General features: G+C 72.8%; 18 protein-coding genes. 10 read left to right on the forward strand and 8 right to left on the reverse strand.

Translation table 11 applies throughout. The features are described 5' to 3' along the window. Positions 1-53: 53 nt before the first annotated feature. Both chpH and ACFY2B_RS15695 read left to right on the forward strand, forming a co-directional pair. Positions 54-287 carry a chaplin ChpH gene (gene chpH / locus ACFY2B_RS15690; protein ID WP_376525327.1) on the forward strand — a complete coding sequence of 78 codons (234 nt, stop codon included), beginning with the start codon at positions 54-56 and terminating at the stop codon, positions 285-287. Positions 288-437: 150 nt separating this feature from the next. Next, positions 438-1265 (forward strand): chaplin family protein, encoded by an 828-nt coding sequence (locus tag ACFY2B_RS15695; protein WP_390763675.1) that lies wholly within the window; start codon positions 438-440, stop codon positions 1263-1265. Positions 1266-1351: 86 nt separating this feature from the next. Here the strand turns inward: ACFY2B_RS15695 and ACFY2B_RS15700 are convergent, their stop codons facing one another. Then, positions 1352-1540 carry a DUF5703 family protein gene (locus ACFY2B_RS15700; protein WP_005485166.1) on the reverse strand — a complete coding sequence of 63 codons (189 nt, stop codon included), beginning with the start codon at positions 1538-1540 and terminating at the stop codon, positions 1352-1354. Between the two features lie 47 nt (positions 1541-1587). Here ACFY2B_RS15700 and ACFY2B_RS15705 point away from each other — a divergent pair, with 47 nt between their 5' ends. Then, a complete protein-coding gene (locus ACFY2B_RS15705; protein WP_390763676.1) occupies positions 1588-2304 on the forward strand; it encodes a hypothetical protein in 717 nt (238 codons plus the stop codon). A gap of 101 nt (positions 2305-2405) precedes the next feature. Here ACFY2B_RS15705 and ACFY2B_RS15710 read toward each other — a convergent pair whose 3' ends face one another. After that, a complete protein-coding gene (locus tag ACFY2B_RS15710) occupies positions 2406-4724 on the reverse strand; it encodes a helix-hairpin-helix domain-containing protein (protein WP_390763677.1) in 2319 nt (772 codons plus the stop codon). Continuing rightward, positions 4721-5704 (reverse strand): aldo/keto reductase, encoded by a 984-nt coding sequence (locus tag ACFY2B_RS15715; protein WP_390763678.1) that lies wholly within the window; start codon positions 5702-5704, stop codon positions 4721-4723. Before ACFY2B_RS15715 ends, ACFY2B_RS15710 begins: the two co-directional genes overlap by 4 nt. A 323-nt stretch (positions 5705-6027) precedes the next feature. Between ACFY2B_RS15715 and ACFY2B_RS15720 the strand changes: the two genes are divergently transcribed. Next, positions 6028-7083, forward strand: coding sequence for an LLM class F420-dependent oxidoreductase (locus ACFY2B_RS15720; RefSeq protein ID WP_390763679.1), 1056 nt, complete (start codon positions 6028-6030; stop codon positions 7081-7083). 262 nt (positions 7084-7345) lie between these two features. Then, positions 7346-8134 carry a ferritin-like domain-containing protein gene (locus tag ACFY2B_RS15725; protein ID WP_390763680.1) on the forward strand — a complete coding sequence of 263 codons (789 nt, stop codon included), beginning with the start codon at positions 7346-7348 and terminating at the stop codon, positions 8132-8134. A gap of 25 nt (positions 8135-8159) precedes the next feature. Here ACFY2B_RS15725 and corA read toward each other — a convergent pair whose 3' ends face one another. Beyond that, positions 8160-9155, reverse strand: a complete 996-nt coding sequence (gene corA / locus ACFY2B_RS15730) for a magnesium/cobalt transporter CorA (RefSeq protein WP_390763681.1) — start codon at positions 9153-9155, stop codon at positions 8160-8162. A gap of 86 nt (positions 9156-9241) precedes the next feature. On the opposite strand from corA, the gene ACFY2B_RS15735 reads away from it, so the two are divergent. From ACFY2B_RS15735 to ACFY2B_RS15755, 5 genes are all read left to right on the forward strand, one after another. After that, positions 9242-9928: a histidine phosphatase family protein gene (locus ACFY2B_RS15735; RefSeq protein ID WP_390763682.1), complete on the forward strand. Its 687-nt coding sequence runs from the start codon at positions 9242-9244 to the stop codon at positions 9926-9928. Positions 9929-10015: 87 nt separating this feature from the next. Then, entirely contained in the window at positions 10016-10606 is a 591-nt protein-coding gene (locus tag ACFY2B_RS15740) for a DUF3090 domain-containing protein (protein WP_376525310.1), read from the forward strand. Next, positions 10570-11403, forward strand: coding sequence for an SCO1664 family protein (locus ACFY2B_RS15745; protein ID WP_390763683.1), 834 nt, complete (start codon positions 10570-10572; stop codon positions 11401-11403). The genes ACFY2B_RS15740 and ACFY2B_RS15745 overlap by 37 nt, the downstream gene beginning before the upstream one ends. 127 nt (positions 11404-11530) lie before the next feature. Continuing rightward, positions 11531-12760, forward strand: a complete 1230-nt coding sequence (gene mshC / locus ACFY2B_RS15750; RefSeq protein WP_390763684.1) for a cysteine--1-D-myo-inosityl 2-amino-2-deoxy-alpha-D-glucopyranoside ligase — start codon at positions 11531-11533, stop codon at positions 12758-12760. 425 nt (positions 12761-13185) lie between these two features. After that, complete coding sequence (locus tag ACFY2B_RS15755) at positions 13186-14145, forward strand: SMP-30/gluconolactonase/LRE family protein (RefSeq protein ID WP_390763685.1); 960 nt, start codon at positions 13186-13188, stop codon at positions 14143-14145. A gap of 39 nt (positions 14146-14184) precedes the next feature. Here ACFY2B_RS15755 and ACFY2B_RS15760 read toward each other — a convergent pair whose 3' ends face one another. The 4 genes from ACFY2B_RS15760 to glpK all read right to left on the reverse strand — a co-directional run bounded on the left by ACFY2B_RS15760 (position 14185) and on the right by glpK (position 19432). Further along, entirely contained in the window at positions 14185-15189 is a 1005-nt protein-coding gene (locus ACFY2B_RS15760; protein ID WP_390763686.1) for a PAC2 family protein, read from the reverse strand. A gap of 287 nt (positions 15190-15476) precedes the next feature. Next, positions 15477-16148 (reverse strand): FadR/GntR family transcriptional regulator, encoded by a 672-nt coding sequence (locus ACFY2B_RS15765; RefSeq protein WP_376525300.1) that lies wholly within the window; start codon positions 16146-16148, stop codon positions 15477-15479. Between the two features lie 113 nt (positions 16149-16261). Further along, positions 16262-17884 (reverse strand): FAD-dependent oxidoreductase, encoded by a 1623-nt coding sequence (locus tag ACFY2B_RS15770; protein ID WP_390763687.1) that lies wholly within the window; start codon positions 17882-17884, stop codon positions 16262-16264. A 9-nt stretch (positions 17885-17893) separates the two neighbouring features. Further along, the gene (glpK, locus tag ACFY2B_RS15775) at positions 17894-19432 is read right to left on the reverse strand and encodes a glycerol kinase GlpK (protein WP_390763688.1); all 1539 of its coding nucleotides are present in this window, start codon (positions 19430-19432) and stop codon (positions 17894-17896) included. Positions 19433-19513 lie beyond the last annotated feature (81 nt).

Consider the following 19513-nt stretch of genomic DNA (forward strand, 5'->3'; position numbering starts at 1 on the left):
TTACACGTGATGCGGTCCGCAGCTGGGATCGCTTTTGCCAACAAGGAGGAATAATGCTCAAGAAGGTCGTCGCCGCTGCGGCTGCCACTGGTGGTCTCGTTCTGGCCGGCGCGGGCCTGGCCGTCGCCGACTCCGGTGCCCAGGGCGCCGCCGTGCACTCCCCGGGTGTCGTCTCCGGCAACGTCATCCAGGTGCCCGTGCACGTCCCGGTGAACGTCTGCGGCAACACCATCTCGGTGATCGGACTGCTGAACCCCACCTTCGGCAACACCTGCGTCAACAAGTGACGTCGATTTCCTGAGGGGCGTCCCTTCGTCGGCCCCGGAGCGCGCGCCATGCGCTCCGGGGCCGACCGGTTTTCTCCGCGGGGAATTCGACCCAGCACAGATTCGAAGAGATCTGACCATACAGATCAGAAGCACAGGGGGGTTTCAACCATGCGACAGGGCACACGCAAGAGCCTGCTGACCATGGCGGCGGCGACCGGTGCGCTCGCCGCCGCGAGCGGCAGCGCCCACGCGGACTCGGGAGCGCTCGGCGCCGCCGCGCACTCACCCGGTGTGCTGTCCGGCAACACCGTCCAGGTGCCCGTGCACATGCCGGTGAACGTCTGCGGCAACACCGTGAACGTCGTCGGGGTCCTCAACCCGGCGATGGGCAACACCTGCGCCGACCGAGGCGGCGGTGCGACGGGCGGCCACGGCGGCTCGGGAGGCGCGCACGCGGGCGGACACACCGAGGGCTCGCCGGGCGTGGGCTCCGGCAACACGGTGCAGGTGCCGGTCGACGTGCCGGTCAATGTGTGCGGCAACAGCGTCGACGTCATCGGAGTCGGCAACGCGGCCACGGGCAACCACTGCGCCAACGGTGGTGGCACGGGGGGCGGCCACGCGACGCCGCCGGGCGGCGGTCACGGAACGCCTCCCGAGGGCGGTCACGAAACGACACCGCCCGGAAAGCCGGGTCAGCCGGGCCACCCCGGGACACCCGGCAAGCCCGGTACACCCGGCCGTCCGGACACGCCTGGCACTCCGGGTCACCCCGGGACACCTGGCACACCCGGTCACCCGAGTACGCCGAGCGCCCCGCCCGCCACCGGTGGCGGCACGCCGATCACCGGGACCTCGCAGCTCCGCCCGCAAGGCAGCCTCGCGCACCTCGCGAACACCGGGAGTGACCTGCCGGTCGGCTTCGCGCTCCCGGTGAGCGCGGGGGCGCTGCTGGCCGGCGCGGTGCTGTACCGCAAGGCGCGGGCCTCGGCCTGAGACGCGGGCAGGGGGTGAAACGGAGCGGGCCCCGCACCGGGGGCCCGCTCCGTTCATGTGCCTGTCTCAACTCTCAGCTGCCTGTCTCACCACGTGGCACGCACCTGGCGGATGATCCGCCGGCGCAGCCGCACCCTGCGGCTGCCGTCGCGCAGCAGGCTCAGTCGGTCCAACTCCCAGTGTCCGTACTCGGCATGGTCCGTCAGGAGACGTGTGGCGTCCTTGCGGGACACCCCGCGCGGGACGTACACGTCGACAAATTCGTATTCCGGCATCGCATCTATTGTGCGGGCTGGGCCCGGGTACGGATAGCGTCTGCACTATGTCTGATGCTGTGCAGCCCACCGCTGCCGAGGTACGCGCCGCCGCCGAGGCGGTCAAGACCGCGCTCGACCGCCACCTGGCGGCGGTCGAACGCAGGTCGGGTGAGGACGATCCGGTCGTCTACGAGGCGTTCAACCAGCTCGCGGCGGCCGCCGAGACCTACGACGAGCTGCTCTACGACCGCTACGACGAGGTCACGCCCTTCGAGATCCCCGGCACGGAAGACTCGCTGCCGCCGTACGCGGGGCCCGAGGAGCCGAACGCCCTGAGCGTGCTGATCCGCCGCGACTACTCCGTGGCGGAGCCGCAGCGGCTGCTGGCGCAGGCCCAGCGGGTCGAGGCGGCGGAGTACGAGGACGGCGCGGGCGCGGACGCCGCCGGCACGGTGCACGGGGCGCTCGGAGTCCTCTTCGGGGAGTTCGAACCGGACGAGATCGCCTCCCGGCACAAGGAGTTCGGCCTGGAGGAGGGCGATTCGACGCTGTGGGTGACCGCGGCGGACGAGCCCGCCGAACCCGGTGACTGGCTGGAGGCACCGTTCGAACAGATCGATCCGCAGCGGGTGGTCTGCCGCTTCGACGTCAGCGCCGTCTTCGACGATGACGATGACGACGAAGCCGGCGACGAACGCGAGGCCGACGACGACCTTGAAGGCGAACTCGACCTGGACGGTGACGAGGACGAGGACCTGGAACCCCTGGACGCGGATCGCTGATCCCGGCCCACCCCGGTGCCGCACGGGCGTGAGACCCGTGCGGCACCGGGGTGTCCGCCGCCGCGCCCCGCGATGCCGGGCGCCGCACGCCGGGGCGGCTGTCAGCCCTCCGCCGGGAGCTGGGCGCGCAGCAGGGCCGGCAGGCGGGTCGTCCGGGGCTTGGCCTGGATCTCGGCGACCGCTCTCGGCAGCGCCTGCTCGACCCCGTGCACCACGGACAGATGGCGTTCGGCCCGGCCGAACGCCGTGTACACCCACGGCCTGCTGAGCGCCTGCGCGGCATCACCGGGCAGCACCACGACCACCGCGGGCCACCGGCCGCCCGCGGCCTGGTGCGCGGTCAGCGCCCACCCGTGCCGCACGGACCGCTCCACCTGCTCCCGCGCCACCACGACCGGCGCCCCCGAGCAGGACAGATGCAGTCCCTCGGCGTCGGCCCGCACCACCTCGCCGGGGAGCGTACGACCGGGAGTGGGGGAGTAGGCGACCCGGTCGCCGGGGTCGAAGCCGCCGAAGCGGCCGGGGCCCGGGTTGAGCCGTTCCTTGAGCGCCGTGTTGAGCGCCCGGGTACCGGCCGCCCCGCCGTGGACCGGCGTGATCACCACCGTCTGCTCGGCCGGGACGCCGATGGCCCGCGGCACCGAGTCCGCGACCAACTGCACCGTCCGGTGCACGGCCTCGCCCGCGTCCCGCACCGGCACGATCACGATCTCCTTGCCGGGCGCCTCCACCTGGCTCAGCTCACCGACGCCGATACCGGACACGAGTTCGCCGAGCGGCCCGGGGTCGGGCACCCGGGAGGCGACCTGCGGGCACGCCCGGGCCGTGAGCAGGTCGGCGAAGACCCGCCCGGGCCCGGCCGACCACAGCACGCCGGGATCCCCGGCCAGCACCAGCCGGGCCCCGTCCGGCATCGACTCCACCAGCAGGGCGGCGGTCTCGACGTCGAGCCGGGGCGCGTCGAGCACGACCAGCAGGTCGAGGTCCAGGGCGCCGTCCGCGTCCCGCCCCGGTCCCTCGGCGTCCGCCAGCAGCCCCGCCACGGTCGCGACCCCGCAGCCCGCCGCCTCCGCCGGCCCGTCCGGCCGGCCGAAGCCCGCGACCAGCGCCGCGCACTCCTCGCGGCCACCGTCCGTGTGCGCGGCGGCCCAGGCCCGCAGGCCCAGCGCGGACGCGGCGTGCAGCAGGCGCGCCGGGTCGACGAGGGAGGCGTGGCCGCCGGTGTGCAGCACGAGACCGTGTGCGGCGACCGCCCCGATCAGCTCGCCCGCCGAACCCCGGACGGCGCCGGCCGCCCGCTCCCAGGACTCGGCGGGGCCGTCCTGCTTCGGTACGGAGTTGACCAGACGGGCCAGGCCGTCGGCGAGGCTCTCCTCGGCGAGCGCATACCGTTCCAGGCCGGCCAGGACACGCACGGGCCGCTCCTGTACACCGTCCTCGTCCACGTCCTCGGTGTCCTCAGGGTCCTCGGTGTCCTCGGGGTCCGCCTCCGGCTGTGCCGCCGGCCGTGGCGGGGCCGCGGCTCCCGGCTCGTCCAGGGCGTCCTGGAAGACAAGGACCTCGCCCTGGTCGAGCGCGTCCTGCACGGCCGCGTCAGGATCCGGCACACCCCGCTGGGCCAGCGCGGCGGTCAGCGCGGACAGTTCCAGCGCGGTGTGCCCGGACAGGGCCGCCTGCTCCAGCAGCCAGACGGTCAGCGCCCGGCTCCGCCGTTCGTCGTCGGGACCGCACTCGGCCCCGAGCAGCGCCCGCGCGAACCCGTCGGCCTGCTCCGGCCGTACCCCGGTGACCCGCAGCAGCAGCCAGGGATCGGCCCGCAGCCGTGCGTCCGCGTCCTCGCCGAGCGTCGCGGCGGCCTGGGACGCGAGGCTTTCGGGGGCGCCGCCACCGGCCAGCACCCCGCGCACCGCGTCGACCGCCGCCGGCGCCGCGGCGGCCGGTGCCGCGGCCGGGGCGGGGGAGGGCTGCGGCCGTGCGGCGGGCTCCGGGACGGCCGGCCGTCCCGGAGCGGGCGCCGGTTCGTCGGGGACCGCGCGCACGGGCCGCGCCCCGCCCTCCACCGCCCGTACGGCCGCGAGCAGCTCGGCCGCGGAGCCGCTGAGTCCGCCGCCGCTTTCGATCGGCCCCTTCTTCTCCGCCTTGCGCCGCTCGATCCGCTCCCGCTCGACCTGCTGGGCGGCGAGTTCCGCCGCCGCCTCGGACCGCTGGGGCGCGTCCTCGGCGGCCTGCTCCTCGCTCCCGGCCGCGGCCCCGGCCGACGCGACGCCCGCGTCCGTGCTCCCCGTCCCGTCCGAGGGCCCCGCGTTCCCCGTCCCGTCCGCGTCCGGTCCCGCGCCGTGCGTCCCGTCCGTGTCCGGCGCGGCGTCCGAGGTCCCCGGTCCCGGCCGGGCTTCCTCCGTGGTCTCCGGGTCCGTGCTCACAGCGTGCTCCAGTCGTGATCGGGATAGCGGTGCAGAGGTGCCGACACATCGTCGAGTGCCCGGCAGATCTCGTCAGGAAGACTAAGGGCCTCCACTGACAAAGCCGCCGTGAGCTGCTGCGCGTTGCGCGCGCCGATGATGGGGGCGGCCACGCCGGGACGGTCCCGGACCCAGGCGAGGGCGACCTGGAGCGGGGTCACCGCGAGTCCGTCAGCGGCCGTCGCCACGGCGTCCACGATCCGGCTCGCGGTGTCGTCGAGGTACGGCGCGACGAACGGCGCCAGGTGCTCGGAGGCGCCGCGCGAGTCCGGGGGAGTCGCGTTGCGGTACTTGCCGGTCAGGACGCCGCGGCCGAGCGGCGAGGACGGCAGCAGCCCGACGCCCAGGTCCAGGGCGGCGGGCAGCACCTCGCGCTCGACGCCGCGCTGGAGCAGCGAGTACTCCATCTGCGTGCTCGCCAGCCGGGTGCGGCTGCTCGGTGCCGACAGCTGCCAGGTGGCGGCCTTGGCGAGCTGCCAGCCGCAGAAGTTGGAGACGCCCGCATAGCGCACCCGGCCGCTGCTGACAGCCAGGTCGAGGGCCTGCAGGGTCTCCTCCAGCGGGGTGTCCGGGTCGAAGGCGTGGATGTGCCAGATGTCGACGTAGTCCGTGCCGAGACGGGCGAGGGAGGCGTCGAGGGCGTCGAGCAGGTGGCCGCGCGAGCCGTCGAAGCGGCGGTCCGGGTCCGGTACGCTCCCCGCCTTCGTCGAGATGATCAGGTCCCGACGTGGCACGAGCCCTTCTATGAGCTGGCCTAGCAGATACTCCGCCTCGCCCCCGCCGTACACGTCCGCGGTGTCGATGAGGGTCCCGCCCGCCTCCCAGAACGCCTTCAGCATGTCCGCGGCGTCATGCTCGTCGGTGTCCCGGCCCCAGGTGAGGGTGCCGAGTCCGATCCGGGACACACGCAGGCCGGTACGGCCGAGATGCCTCTGCTCCATGTCCGCCGACCCTACTGGCCCGAACTGGCCCCGTGGGCGCCTGTGGACAACCGATTTCGCCCGCCGCCCGACCATCCGCGACCCCCGTCCCGCCCGGTCCGTCGACCGGGTCGCGCGGCAGGTCCGGCCCCTGGTGGGGGCGCCGCGTCGCGCCGGCGCTCCGGCCCGCTCGCCGACGAGGCGCCCGCCCCGGCACCGACGAGTGTCCCCCTCCGCTCCGGTGGGACATCGATCTCTCCGCGCGGCCTGCCCTGCCTTTCACGCCCGGGGCGCGCTAGGGTCTGCGGAACAGGGACGTTACTCACGGGTAAGGGGAATCGGCCATGCAGCTCGGGATCAACCTCGGGTACTGGGGTGCCGGGATGGACGCGGACAATCTGGCCGTGGCGCAGGAGGCCGACCGGCTGGGCTACGCCGTGTGCTGGGCCGCCGAGGCGTACGGATCGGACGCGGCCACCGTGCTGGCCTGGGTCGCCGCGAAGACCGACCGGATCGACGTCGGCTCGGCCATCTTCCAGATCCCGGCCCGCCAGCCGACGATGACCGCGATGACCGCCGCGACCCTCGACTCGCTCTCCGGCGGCCGTTTCCGGCTCGGGCTCGGCGTCTCCGGCCCGCAGGTCTCCGAGGGCTGGTACGGGGTCAAGTTCGACAAGCCCCTCGCCCGGACCCGCGAGTACGTCGAGATCGTACGCAGGGCCATGTCGCGCGAGCGCCTGTCGTACGAGGGCGAGCACTGGACGCTGCCGCTGCCCGGCGGCCCCGGCAAGCCGATCAAGCTGACCGTGCACCCGCAGCGCGAGCACATCCCGCTCTACATCGCCGCCATCGGGCCGAAGAACCTGGAGCAGACCGGGGAGATCGCCGACGGGGCGCTGCTCATCTTCCCCTCGGCCGACCACCTGGAGGAGACGGCCGTCGCCCACCTGCGCGCCGGGCGCGGGAAGGCGGGCAAGGGGCTCGACGGGTTCGACGTCTGCCCGACCCTGCCGATCGCCGTCGGCGACGACCAGGACGTGCCCCGGCTCGCCGACGTCTTCCGCCCCTTCACGGCCCTGTACGTCGGCGGCATGGGCAGCCGCACGCAGAACTTCTACAACCAGCTCGCCCAGCGCATGGGCTACGAGAAGGAAGCCGCCGAGATCCAGGACAAGTACCTCTCCGGCGACAAGCAGGGCGCCGCGGCCGCCGTTCCGCAGGACCTGATCGACCGCACCACCCTGCTCGGCTCCGTCGACCGCATCGCCGACCGCATGCGGGCCTATGCCGCGGCCGGTGTCACCACCCTCACCCTCACCCCGGCGGGCTTCACGCTCGACGAGCGGCTCGCCTCCCTGCGGGCCGGCACGGAGGCCCTGGAGCGGGCCGGTCTCGGCTAGGGAGCCGTCCCCGGGGGAATCGTCCGCGGCCGTGGTGGGGGCTCGGGGTCTCCCCGCCACGGCCGTCACGCGTAACAACGCGACCGGGCCCGCGCGGTTACGCGCCCCCGCCGGGACCCGCCGCTCATCCGTTCGGCGCAGTTGGCCGCTACACCTGTTGCAGCGCCCGCTGTACGGCATTTGACTCGTTCTTTGCGGAATACCACGGAATCCCGGCGGAGCCTGCCGCGGAACCCGCGCATCCTGCAGAGAGGTGCCCACGATGCTTTCGGCGAAGACCCTGTTCCAGGAGATCCTCGACGACGACGAGTCCTTCCGGCTGTTCTGCTCCATCGCGGCCAGCGGCGAGGCACAGGGCGGCTGGGAGAACGCGCGGATCGCCGCACTCGTACCGCAGAGCGAACGCGCACTCGCCCCCAAGATCACCCGGCACGGCTCCGACGAGGACAAACACGGGCGCATCTTCACCGCACTGATGAACAAACGCGGGCTGCGGCCCGTCCCGGTCCCGCCCGAGACCGACTACACCATGCTCCTGGAACGCCACGGCATCGGACTCGCCCACGAGAAACTGAAGGCCGAGCAGCCGCTCACGGTCCAGGACATCGTCGTCTACCTCGCCCACAGCCGGGTCACCGAGCAGCGCGCCGCCGAGCAGATGAGGATGCTGCGCACCTACTTCGGCGACCACCCGGACGTCGGCCGCGCGGTCAGGATGATCTCGAACGACGAGGACAACCACCTCGCCTACTGCCACGAGGAACTGCTGCGCCTCACCCGGGCCGGCCACGGCCCCGCCATCCGGCACGCCCTGCGCACGTGCGCGCTGGCCGAGATCCGGATCTACCGGGACGTCAGCCTCGCCGTCATGGCCCACATGGGACGCATCCTCGGCTGGTCGACGACCAGGTCCGCGCTGCTCGCGGCCGGCATCCACGCCGTCTACGGCTACGAGCGGGCGGCGGGCTGGCGCCGCATGGTGTCCCTGCGGATGCCCGAGCGCCGCGACGCCCTGGGCGGCCCGGCCGGCACCGCGCCCGAATTCGCCTGACGGCACGGCCCGCGGCGGTGCCGGGTCACATCCATCCGCGCCGCTTGAACGTCCGGTACAGCACCACTTCGAGGAACCCCATCACCGCGATCACCGCGGGATACGACCACAGCCAGTGCAGCTCCGGCATGTGCTGGAAGTTCATGCCGTAGATCCCCGCGATCATCGTGGGGATCGCGGCCATCGCCGCCCACGCGGAGATCTTCCGCATGTCGTCGTTCTGCCGGACGCTCATCTGCGCCAGATGCGCCGACAGGATGTCCGACACCAGCCGGTCCAGGCCCTCCACGGACTCGTTCACGCGCATGAGGTGATCGTTGACGTCCCGGAAGAACGGGCGCGACTGCTCCCGCACGAACGGCACCGACTCGATGAACGGACCCAGCCCCGCGAGCCGGGTCAGCGGCATCGACAGCGGGACGGTGGCCCGGCGGAACTCCATGACCTGCCGCTTGAAGCCGTAGATCCGCGACGCCGTGTACCCCGAGCCGCCGGTCGGCGAGAACACCTCCCCCTCCAGTTCCTCCAGGTCGCCGGTCAGCTCGGCCGCCACCTCCAGATAGTGGTCGACGACCGCGTCGGTGATCGCGTACAGCACCCCCGTGGGGCCGTGCCGCAGCATGTCGTGCCGCTGCTCCAGCAGACGCCGGATGCCGGCCAGCGGCGAGGCCGCACCGTGCCGTACGGTCACCACGAACGAGTCGCCGAGGAAGACCATCAGCTCCCCGGCGGTGACGGTGTCGTGCTCCGGCTCGTACGTCACCGGCTTGAGGACCACGAACAGCGAGTCCTCGTACACGTCGAGCTTGGGCCGCTGATGCGCCTTCAAGGCGTCCTCGACGGCCAGCGGGTGCAGCCCGAACTCCTCCGTGACCAGGTCGAACTCCCGCTCCGTCGGCTCGTACAGCCCGATCCACAGGAAACTGTCACCCCGCGCGCGGGCCTCGGCCAGGGCATCGGAGAAGTCCTGCGGGCTCTCCGTGCGGTGCCCGTCGCGGTAGATGGCGCAGTCGACGATCACGCAGGAATTCTCCCGTCGTGCCCGCCCCGGCGCACTTCGCGGCACCGGTGCCCCGGCACACCGGGCGGGCGCCTACCCTGGGCCGCATGCCCACGCTGATCCTCGTAAGGCACGGACGTTCCACCGCCAACACCGCGGGCGTGCTCGCCGGCTGGACGCCGGGTGTCGCCCTGGACGAGCGCGGCGCCGCGCAGGCCGCCGCGCTGCCCGGCCGCCTCGCAGCGCTGCCCCTCGCCGAGGTGGTCACCAGCCCCCTGCAACGCTGCCAGGAGACGCTCCAGCCGCTGCTGGACGCCCGGCCCGGCCTGAGCGCGCACACCGACGAGCGGATCGGGGAGTGCCACTACGGCGACTGGACCGGCCGCAAACTCGCCGAACTGCACGACGAGCCGCTGATGCGCGTCGTCCAGGCACACCCGTCGGCCGCCGCCTTCCCCGGCGGGGAGTCCATGCGGGCCATGCAGACCCGCGCCGCCGAAGCCGTACGCGAATGGAACGCGCGCGTGGAGCGCGACCACGGCGAGAACGCCGTCTACCTGATGTGCTCGCACGGCGACGTCATCAAGTCGCTCGTCGCGGACGCGCTCGGCCTGCACCTCGACCTCTTCCAGCGGATCTCCGTCGACCCCTGCTCCGTCACCGTGATCCGCTACACACAGCTCAGGCCCTTTCTCGTTCGCCTGGGCGAAACCGGGGATTTCGCCTCCCTTGTACCCCGCGAGGAACCCCCGGGGGAAGACGCTCCGGTCGGTGGCGGTGCGGGCGCACCGTGATCGTCGGGCGCAGTAGGGTGAAGCGGTTGACATCATCGCGTGCGCACATGGACCTTCACGCATACTCGAATTCAATGGAGACAGGACGTGTCCCGTCAGGTGTTCCTCTACGACCCCCCGGACCGCTTCGTGGCCGGTACGGTCGGACTGCCCGGGCGCCGTACGTTCTTCCTCCAGGCTTCCGCCGGCCCCCGGGTGACCAGCGTGGCCCTGGAGAAGACCCAGGTCGCCGCGCTCGCGGAGCGCATGGACGAGCTGCTCGACGAGGTCGTACGCCGTAGCGGCGGCAGCGCCCCGGTACCCGCGGTGGCCCCCACCGAGGTCTCGGACACCGCCCCGCTGGACACCCCCGTCGAGGAGGAGTTCCGCGTCGGCACCATGGCCCTGGCCTGGGACGGCGACGAACAGCGCATGATCGTCGAGGCCCAGGCGCTGGTCGAACTGGACGCCGACTCCGACGAGGACCTCGCGGAGGCCGAGGAACGACTCCTCCAGGACGAGGAGAACGGACCCCCGATGCTGCGGGTCCGGCTCACCGGCGCGCAGGCCAGGGCCTTTGCCAAACGCGCCCTCGACGTCGTCAACGCCGGAAGGCCGCCGTGCCCGCTGTGCAGCCTGCCGCTCGATCCGGAAGGACACGTATGTCCGCGCCAGAACGGATACCGCCGCGGAGCGTGACGCCCCCCGCCGCCGGCTCCGCCGAACTGCTCGCCGACGGCGAGCTGAAGGTGCGCGGCCGCATCCGCGAGGCGTCCAACGCCGCGCTGTTCTGCACGATCACGTACGACGGCCAGGAGGCCGCCTGCATCTACAAGCCGGTCGCCGGTGAGCGCCCCCTGTGGGACTTCCCCGACGGCACCCTCGCCGCGCGCGAGGTGGCCGCCTACGAGGTTTCCGAGGCGACCGGCTGGGGCCTCGTGCCGCCCACCGTCCTGCGGAACGGGCCCTACGGCGAGGGCATGTGCCAGCTGTGGATCGAGGCGACCCCCGACGCCGAACTGCTCGCCCTGGTGGACACCGAGGAGCCGGAGGCGGGCTGGAAGGCGATCGGCTTCGCCCAGGTCGACGAGGACCGCACGGCGCTGCTCGTGCACGCCGACGACGAACGGCTGCGCCGCCTCGCCGTCCTCGACGCGGTGATCAACAACGCCGACCGCAAGGGCGGCCATCTGCTGCCGACCACCGACGGCCGGCTCTACGGCATCGACCACGGGGTCACCTTCAACGCCGAGAACAAGCTGCGGACGCTCCTGTGGGGGTGGGCGGGCGAACCGCTCACCGCCGAGGCCGTCGAGGTCCTCGGGGGTCTGCGGGACGCCCTGGACGACGACGGCGCGCTCGGCGGCCGGCTGACCCGGCTGATCACCACGGCGGAACTGGCGGCCACACGCGCGCGTGTCGACGCGCTGCTGGTCTCCGGAAAGCACCCGGAGCCGAGCGGCGAGTGGCCGGCCATCCCCTGGCCGCCCGTGTAGCGGCCCGCCGCGCCGACACGTCGCCGACGGTGAAGCACATCGGCCGACCAGACGCAAGATCGCCTTTCCGGCCATCCGGCCTGGTCCGGTTCGTACACCGAACCTGCCGCCGGTTAGTCTCATGTACATGCATGCCTGGCCCGCTTCCGAAGTCCCCGCCCTGCCCGGTCAGGGCCGCGACCTGAGGCTCCACGACACCGCGACCGGCGGTCCGGTCACCCTGGTCCCCGGTCCCGTCGCCCGTATCTACGTCTGCGGGATCACCCCGTACGACGCGACCCACATGGGGCACGCGGCGACCTACAACGCGTTCGACCTCGTCCAACGCGTGTGGCTCGACACGAAGCGGCAGGTGCACTACGTCCAGAACGTCACCGACGTCGACGACCCGCTGCTGGAGCGCGCACAGCGGGACGGTGTCGACTGGGTCGCCCTCGCCGAGCAGGAGACGACCCTGTTCCGCGAGGACATGACCGCCCTGCGGATGCTGCCCCCGAAGCACTACATCGGCGCCGTCGAGGCCATACCCGGCATCGTGCCGCTCGTCGAACGCCTGCGGGACCTGGGCGCCGCCTACGACCTCGAAGGCGACATCTACTTCTCCGTGGAGTCCGACCCGCACTTCGGCAGCGTCTCCCGCCTCGACGCCGCCGCCATGCGGCTGCTGTCCGCCGAACGCGGCGGCGACCCGGACCGCCCAGGCAAGAAGAACCCACTCGACCCGATGCTGTGGCTGGCCGCCCGCGACGGCGAGCCCAGCTGGGACGGCGGCTCGCTGGGCCACGGACGCCCCGGCTGGCACATCGAGTGCGTCGCCATCGCCCTGGACCACCTCGGCATGGGCTTCGACGTCCAGGGCGGCGGCTCCGACCTCGCCTTCCCGCACCACGAGATGGGCGCCTCGCACGCCCAGGTGCTGACCGGCGAGTTCCCCATGGCCAAGGCGTACGTCCACGCCGGCATGGTCGCCCTCGACGGCGAGAAGATGTCGAAGTCCAAGGGCAACCTCGTCTTCGTCTCCCGACTGCGCCGAGACGGAGTCGATCCCGCCGCGATCCGGCTCGCCCTCCTCGCCCACCACTACCGCTCCGACTGGGAGTGGACCGACCAGGTGCTGGCCGACGCGGTGGCCCGGCTCGGCCGCTGGCGCGCCGCCGTGTCCCGGCCGGACGGGCCGGCCGCCGAGGCACTCGTCGAGGAGATCCGCGACGCGCTCGCGGACGACCTCGACGCCCCGGCCGCGCTGGCCGCCGTCGACCGCTGGGCCGCCGCCCAGCAGGAACACGGCGGTACGGACCCGGGCGCCCCCGGCGTCGCCTCACGCGCCGTGGACGCCCTCCTGGGCGTGGCGCTGTGAGGACGCACGGCGTGGTGGGCGCGGTGGTGTGAGCAGGTCCGGCGCGGCCCGCGTGGTGCTGCCACGCCGGGCCCGCCGGGCCGCGTGAGGACGTCGGGTGCGGCGGGCGTCGTGCTGCCGGCCCGCTCGGTGCGGCACCGCCGGTGCGCCGGGCACGGCGGCTCGTGGCGAGCGCACGCGGCGCCGTGAGCACGCCGGGCGGCCGGGCTCGGCGTGGGGCACGCCCGTGCCCGGCGTCGTGAGGGCGCGTCAGGCTGTGCCGCCGTCCGCCCGAAGCCGTGGACCCCTTGCCGATCACCGGCCGTGGGCTGTGACGGCGGGGCTGTGACGGCGGGGCTGTGACGGCGGCGGAAGCTGTGATGAGGTGGACGCGACAGTTGACCGTGGACCGGCCAACTGCCGGTCCTCTCGCGGAAGGTGACCCCGTGCCACCCTTACACCGCCCCTTCGCACCACACCCGACCCGCCGCCGGCTGCTCACCGTCGCCGCGGCCACGGCCGCCGCGGCGGCCCTCGCGGCGCCCGCCGACGCCGCCCCGTGGCCCACCACGATCCCGCTGCCGAACGGCTGGCAGCCGGAGGGCATCGCCATCGGCGCGGGCCCCTACGCCTACCTGGGCTCCCTCGCCGACGGCTCCGTCTACCGCGCCGACCTGCGCACGGGCGCGGGCCGGATCATCGCCACCGGGCCCGGCACCCCCGCCGTCGGCCTCGAACTCGACGGCCGCGGACGGCTGTTCATCGCGGGACGGCAGGCCGGCGCCCGGGTGGTGGACGTGCGCAGCGGCGCCACCCTCGCCTCGTACCCCCTCGCCGCCACCACCCCGAGCTTCGCCAACGACGTGGTGCTGACCGAGCGGGCCGCCTGGTTCACCGACTCCTACCAGCCCGTCCTGTACGCCCTGCCGCTGGGCCCGAACGGCGCCCTGCCGGGGCCCGACGGCGTCGTCCGGCTGCCGCTCGCCGGCGACTGGGCCCAGACGCCCGGCGGCGCCGTCAACGCCAACGGCATCGCCCGCACCCCGGACGGCTCCGCGCTGCTCGTGGTGCAGAGCGGCGTCGGCCTGCTGCACCGGATCGACACGGCCACCGGCCGCACCGGGACCGTCGACCTCGGGGACGCGGCACCGCTCACCAACGGCGACGGCCTGCTGGTCACCGGCCGCACCCTGTACGTCGTACAGAACCGGCAGAACGCGATCGACGTCTTCCGGCTGGCACCCGACGGCCGCAGCGGCGCCTTCCGGTGGCGCATCACCGCACCCGGCTTCGACGTACCGACCACCGTCGCCGCCCACGGGGGCAGGCTCTACCTGCCCAACGCCCGGTTCACCACGCCGCCGGCACCGGACACGCCGTACTCCGTGACCGCCGTCGACGCCTGACGCGGCGGGGGCGGTACGCCTGCCGCGCACCGCCCCCGCTCAGTCCTCCGAGGTGTCCTCGTCGTCGTTGTCCGGGCTCCCGGAGCCGTCCGGCTTCGGCGGCCGGGGCGGCCGGGACCGGCCCGGCGGATTGTCCTGCCGCCGGTACGGAGGCGACGGCGGGCCCTCCCCGCCGTCCGCCGTGGCGTGCCCGCTGGGCGGGTTGACGTCCCGGCGCCGCAGATAGCGCTCGAACTCCCGGGCGATGGCCTCGCCCGACGCCTCCGGCAGCTCGGCGGTGTCCCGCGCCTCCTCCAGCGTCTGGACGTACTCGGCGACCTCACTGTCCTCGGCCGCCAGCTGGTCCACGCCCACCTGCCAGGCACGTGCGTCCTCCGGCAGCTCGCCCAGCGGAATGCGCAGGTCGAGCAGGTCCTCCAGGCGGTTGAGCAGGGCCAGCGTCGCCTTCGGGTTGGGCGGCTGCGACACGTAGTGCGGCACGGCCGCCCACAGGCTGACCGCCGGGACACCCGCGTGCGTGCACGCCTCCTGGAGCACGCCCACGATGCCCGTCGGACCCTCGTACTTGGTCTCCTCCAGATCCATGCGGCCGGCCAGATCCGGGTCGGACGTGCCCCCGCTGACCGGGACCGGACGCGTGTGCGGCGTGTCGCCGAGCAGCGCGCCCAGGATGACCACCATCTCCACGCCCAGTTCGTGCGCGAACCCCAGCAGCTCGTTGCAGAACGAGCGCCAGCGCATCGACGGCTCGATACCGCGGATCAGCACCAGGTCACGCGGCTTGTCGCCGCCCACCCGGACCACCGACAGTCTGGTCGTCGGCCACGTGATCTTCCGTACGCCGTCCTCCATGAACACCGTGGGCCGGTTCACCTGGAAGTCGTAGTAGTCCTCGGCGTCCAGCGCCGCGAACACCTCGCCCTTCCACTCCCGCTCCAGGTGAGCGACCGCGGTGGAGGCGGCGTCGCCGGCATCGTTCCAGCCTTCGAACGCGGCCACCATGACTGGGTCGATCAGCTCGGGAACTCCCTCCAGCTCGATCACCCAGCGCCTCCTTCCGACGTGCCCTCGCGTACGTCCCAACCTTACGGCGTCCGGCAAGGACGCCCGCAGCCCCCTTGCACGGGGGAGTGAACGGATCACTGCCCGGTTCGCCGCCCCGGAACACCCCGCCGTCATCGGGTGGCGGCAGACCCGGCCGCCCCCGCCGCACGAGCGAGCGGAGGGACCGGCGGACAGACCCGGGGGCGCGGGGAACCGCGCGAGCGGTCATACGCCCCGGCGGCCGACGCCCCGGCGGCGACCGGACGGCCCGCGGCACCCCCGCGGGGTCACAGAGAGGACCGCAGCCACTGCTCCACGCTCGCGATGTGCACGGTCGCCCAGGACCGCGCCGCCTCCGCGTCCCGGTCGCGCAGCGCGGCCAGGATCGCACGGTGCTCGCGCAGGGTGCGGCCCACCGCGTCCTCCTGGGTGAGGCCCCGCCAGATCCGGGCCCGGGTGGTCGGCCCGGACAGGCCGTCGAGCAGCGAGCACAGCACCGAGTTCCCGGAGCCCTGCACGATCCCGCGGTGGAACTCCAGGTCACCGGCGACCAGTTCCTCCACCGAGGGCGCGGCACCCAGCGCGTCCAACTGGGCCGACAACGCGTCCAGTTGCTGTTCGCTGATCCGCGACGCGGCCATCGCCGTCGCGGCCGGCTCCAGGATCCGGCGCACCGCCAGGAACTCCAGGACCGTGTCGTCGCGGTGGAAGTCCACGACGAAGCTCATCGCCTCCAGCAGCAACTGGGGGTCGAGACTGGTCACGTAGGTGCCGTCGCCCTGACGCACGTCCAGGATCCGGATCAGCGACAACGCGCGCACCGCCTCCCGCAGCGAGTTGCGGGACAGCCCCAGCTCGGCGGCGAGTTCGCTCTCCTTCGGCAGCCGGTCGCCGGGGCGCAGCGCACCGGAGACGATCATGTCCTTGATCTTCTCGATCGCCTCATCGGTGACTGCCATGACGGGCCTCCCTGAACGCTCAGACATCCGATGTCTCAGCCACATTATGGGGGCACCCGAACGGCGGCGGCTCCACCGGAGCGGAGCCGCCGCCGTGACAGCCGGAACCGCGCCTACACCGGCTTCTTGCCGAGCAGGTCACCGACCTTGGCCCGCACCTCGTCGGTGGCCAGTCCGCGGATCGTCAGCGTCGTACGGCGGCGCAGCACGTCGTCCGGTGTCTCGGCCCACTCGTGGTCCCGGGCCCACACCACCTGCGCCCAGATCTCCGGCGCGTCGGGGTGGACGCGCTCGGCCAGCTCCGGGTCGTCGTTGGCCAGACGGGCGATGTCGAAGGCCAGCGAACCGTAGTGGGTGGCCAGGTGCCGCGCGGTGTCGGCGGCCATCCGCGAGCCCGGCGCCGGACGGTCGACCAGCAGCCGGTACGCCACCGCACGGGGATTGGCGACGCCGGGCAGCGGCAGCTTCCGCGGCAGCGCCGAGACCGGCTCGACGTCCTCGCCCAGCGGATGGCCCGGCAGCGCCTCCAGCTTCTTCATGACCGTACGGCCGATGTGCCGGAAGGTGGTCCACTTGCCACCCGCGACGGACAGCATGCCGCCCTTGCCCTCGGTCACCACCGTCTCCCGCTTGGCCTTCGCGGTGTCGCCGGGACCGCCCGGCAGCACCCGCAGACCGGCGAAGGCATAGGTGATCAGATCCCGGTCGAGCTGCTGGTCACGGACGGAGATCGCGGCCTCCCCGAGTATCTGGGCGGTGTCCTTCTCGGTGACCGCGACGTCCGCAGGATCGCCCTCGTACGCCTCGTCGGTCGTGCCGAGCAGCAGCATGTCCTCCCAGGGGAGGGCGAAGGTGATGCGGTACTTGTCGATCGGCGTGGCGAGCGCGGCCTTCCAGGGCGCGGTGCGCCGCAGCACCAGGTGCACGCCCTTCGACAGCCGGATCGACGGCGCGGCGTGCGGGTCCTCCATCGCGCGCAGGTGGTCGACCCACGGGCCGGTCGCGTTCAGCACCAGCCGGGCGCTCACACCGAATTCGTCGCCGGACAGCCGGTCCGTCAGCTCGGCGCCGGTGACCCGGCCCCTGGTGAAGCGCAGCCCGGTGACCTCGGCGTGGTTGAGGACCACGGCACCCGCCTCGACGGCCGCGCGGACCGTCATCAGCGCCATGCGCGCGTCGTTCATCTGGTCGTCGCCGTACACGGCCACGGCCCGCAGGTTCTCGGTCCGCAGCTCCGGCACGTCCTGCGCGGCCTTCGCCGGGGAGAGCAGATGGCCCACGCCGTCCCCGAACGCCGACAGCGCCGAGTACGCGAAGACACCCGCCCCGAGCTTCGCGGCACCGTGCGGGCCGCCCTTGTACACGGGGAGGTAGAAGGTCAGCGGGTTCGCCAGATGAGGGGCCACCTGGCGGGAGACCGCACGGCGTTCGAAGTGGTTCTCCGCCACCAGCTTCACCGCGCCGGTCTGCAGGTAGCGCAGACCGCCGTGGAGCAGCTTGGAGGAGGCGGACGAGGTGGCACCGGCGAAGTCGCCGGCGTCGACCAGGGCCACCCGCAGGCCGGACTGCGCGGCGTGCCAGGCGGTGGAGATGCCCAGGATGCCGCCGCCGATCACGAGAAGGTCGTAGGACGCCTTGGCGAGCTGTTCCCGGGTCTCGGCGCGACTGGGACTGGCGCCCGAGGCCGGGCGCGTTCCCAGGGCAGGCACGGACTGCAGGGCGGGCTGACTGGTCATGTCGGGTGCTTACTCCTCGTGCTCGATCCAGCCCATGGTCCGCTCGACGGCCTTGAGCCAGTTCTTGTATTCACGGTCGCGGGTCTCCGCGTCCATGCGGGGGGTCCACTCGGCGGCCCGGCGCCAGTTGGCGCGCAGGTCCTCGGTGTTGGTCCAGAAGCCGACGGCGAGACCGGCGGCGTAGGCGGCGCCCAGGCAGGTCGTCTCGGCGACCATCGGGCGCACCACCGGCGCGTCCAGCACATCGGCGAGGGTCTGCATGAGCAGGTTGTTCGCGGTCATGCCGCCGTCGACCTTCAGGGTGGACAGCTCGACCCCGGAGTCCTTCGTCATGGCGTCCGCGATCTCCCGGGTCTGCCAGGCGGTGGCCTCCAGGACGGCACGGGCCAGGTGCGCCTTGGTGACGTACCGGGTCAGACCGGCGATCACGCCGCGCGCGTCGGAGCGCCAGTGCGGCGCGAACAGACCGGAGAACGCCGGTACGAAGTAGGCGCCGCCGTTGTCCTCGACCGAGAGCGCCAGCGTCTCGATCTCGGCGGCGGTGGAGATCAGGCCCATCTGGTCGCGCATCCACTGCACCAGCGACCCGGTGACGGCGATCGAGCCCTCGAGGGCGTACACCGTCGGCTGCTCGCCGATCTTGTAGCCGACCGTGGTGAGCAGACCGGCGTACGAGTTGATGATCTTGTCGCCGGTGTTCATCACCATGAAGGTGCCGGTGCCGTAGGTGGACTTGGTCTCGCCCTCGGAGAAACAGGTCTGGCCGAACAGCGCCGCCTGCTGGTCGCCGAGCGCGGAGGCGACCGGGATGCCGCCCAGCAGCTCGCCGAGCCGGCCGCCGGTGACCTCGCCGTAGATCTCGGCGGAGGAGCGGATCTCGGGGAGGATCTGCTTCGGCACGCCGATGGACTCGGCGATCTTCTCGTCCCACTGCATCGTGTGCAGGTTCATCAGCAGCGTGCGGGAGGCGTTGGTGACGTCGGTGACGTGCCTGCCGCCGTCGACACCGCCGGTCAGGTTCCAGATGACCCAGGTGTCCATGGTGCCGAAGAGGATGTCGCCCGCCGCGGCGCGCTCCTTCAGCCCCTCCACGTTGTCGAGCAGCCAGCGGGCCTTGGGGCCGGCGAAGTAGGAGGCGAGCGGCAGACCGGTCTCGCGGCGGAAACGGTCCTGGCCGACGTTGCGGCCCAGTTCCTTGCACAGGGCGTCGGTGCGGGTGTCCTGCCAGACGATGGCGTTGTGGACGGGCTCACCGGTGTTCTTGTCCCACAGCACGGTGGTCTCACGCTGGTTGGTGATGCCGATGGCCTTGATGTCGTCGCGGGTGATGCCGGCCTTCTCGATGGCTCCGGCGACGACCTCCTGGACGTTGGTCCAGATCTCGTTGGCGTCGTGCTCGACCCAGCCCGGCTTCGGGAAGATCTGCTCGTGCTCCTTCTGGTCGACCGAGACGATACGGCCGTCCCGGTCGAAGACGATGCAGCGGCTGGAGGTCGTGCCCTGGTCGATCGCGGCGATGAAGGGGCCGGCTGTGTGGGCGTCGGTCACTGTGTGCTCCTGGAGGTTCCGTGGGTGAGGGGGCCTGCGGACGGCGCGTGCTGTGAGGCGTGGGGTTGCTGGGAAGCGCGG

The organism is Streptomyces sp. NPDC001270, assembly GCF_042896695.1.
Lineage (GTDB): Bacteria > Actinomycetota > Actinomycetes > Streptomycetales > Streptomycetaceae > Streptomyces.

Coding starts and splice junctions, on each gene's coding strand:
- ACFY2B_RS15745 (WP_390763683.1), top strand. CDS start 10,570: ATGTCCGCGCCAGAACGGATACCGCCGCGGAGCGTGACGCCCCCCGCC.
- ACFY2B_RS15770 (WP_390763687.1), bottom strand. CDS start 17,884: ATGACCAGTCAGCCCGCCCTGCAGTCCGTGCCTGCCCTGGGAACGCGC.
- ACFY2B_RS15700 (WP_005485166.1), bottom strand. CDS start 1,540: ATGCCGGAATACGAATTTGTCGACGTGTACGTCCCGCGCGGGGTGTCC.
- ACFY2B_RS15705 (WP_390763676.1), top strand. CDS start 1,588: ATGTCTGATGCTGTGCAGCCCACCGCTGCCGAGGTACGCGCCGCCGCC.
- ACFY2B_RS15725 (WP_390763680.1), top strand. CDS start 7,346: ATGCTTTCGGCGAAGACCCTGTTCCAGGAGATCCTCGACGACGACGAG.
- chpH (WP_376525327.1), top strand. CDS start 54: ATGCTCAAGAAGGTCGTCGCCGCTGCGGCTGCCACTGGTGGTCTCGTT.
- ACFY2B_RS15695 (WP_390763675.1), top strand. CDS start 438: ATGCGACAGGGCACACGCAAGAGCCTGCTGACCATGGCGGCGGCGACC.
- mshC (WP_390763684.1), top strand. CDS start 11,531: ATGCATGCCTGGCCCGCTTCCGAAGTCCCCGCCCTGCCCGGTCAGGGC.
- ACFY2B_RS15715 (WP_390763678.1), bottom strand. CDS start 5,704: ATGGAGCAGAGGCATCTCGGCCGTACCGGCCTGCGTGTGTCCCGGATC.
- ACFY2B_RS15735 (WP_390763682.1), top strand. CDS start 9,242: ATGCCCACGCTGATCCTCGTAAGGCACGGACGTTCCACCGCCAACACC.
- ACFY2B_RS15720 (WP_390763679.1), top strand. CDS start 6,028: ATGCAGCTCGGGATCAACCTCGGGTACTGGGGTGCCGGGATGGACGCG.
- ACFY2B_RS15765 (WP_376525300.1), bottom strand. CDS start 16,148: ATGGCAGTCACCGATGAGGCGATCGAGAAGATCAAGGACATGATCGTC.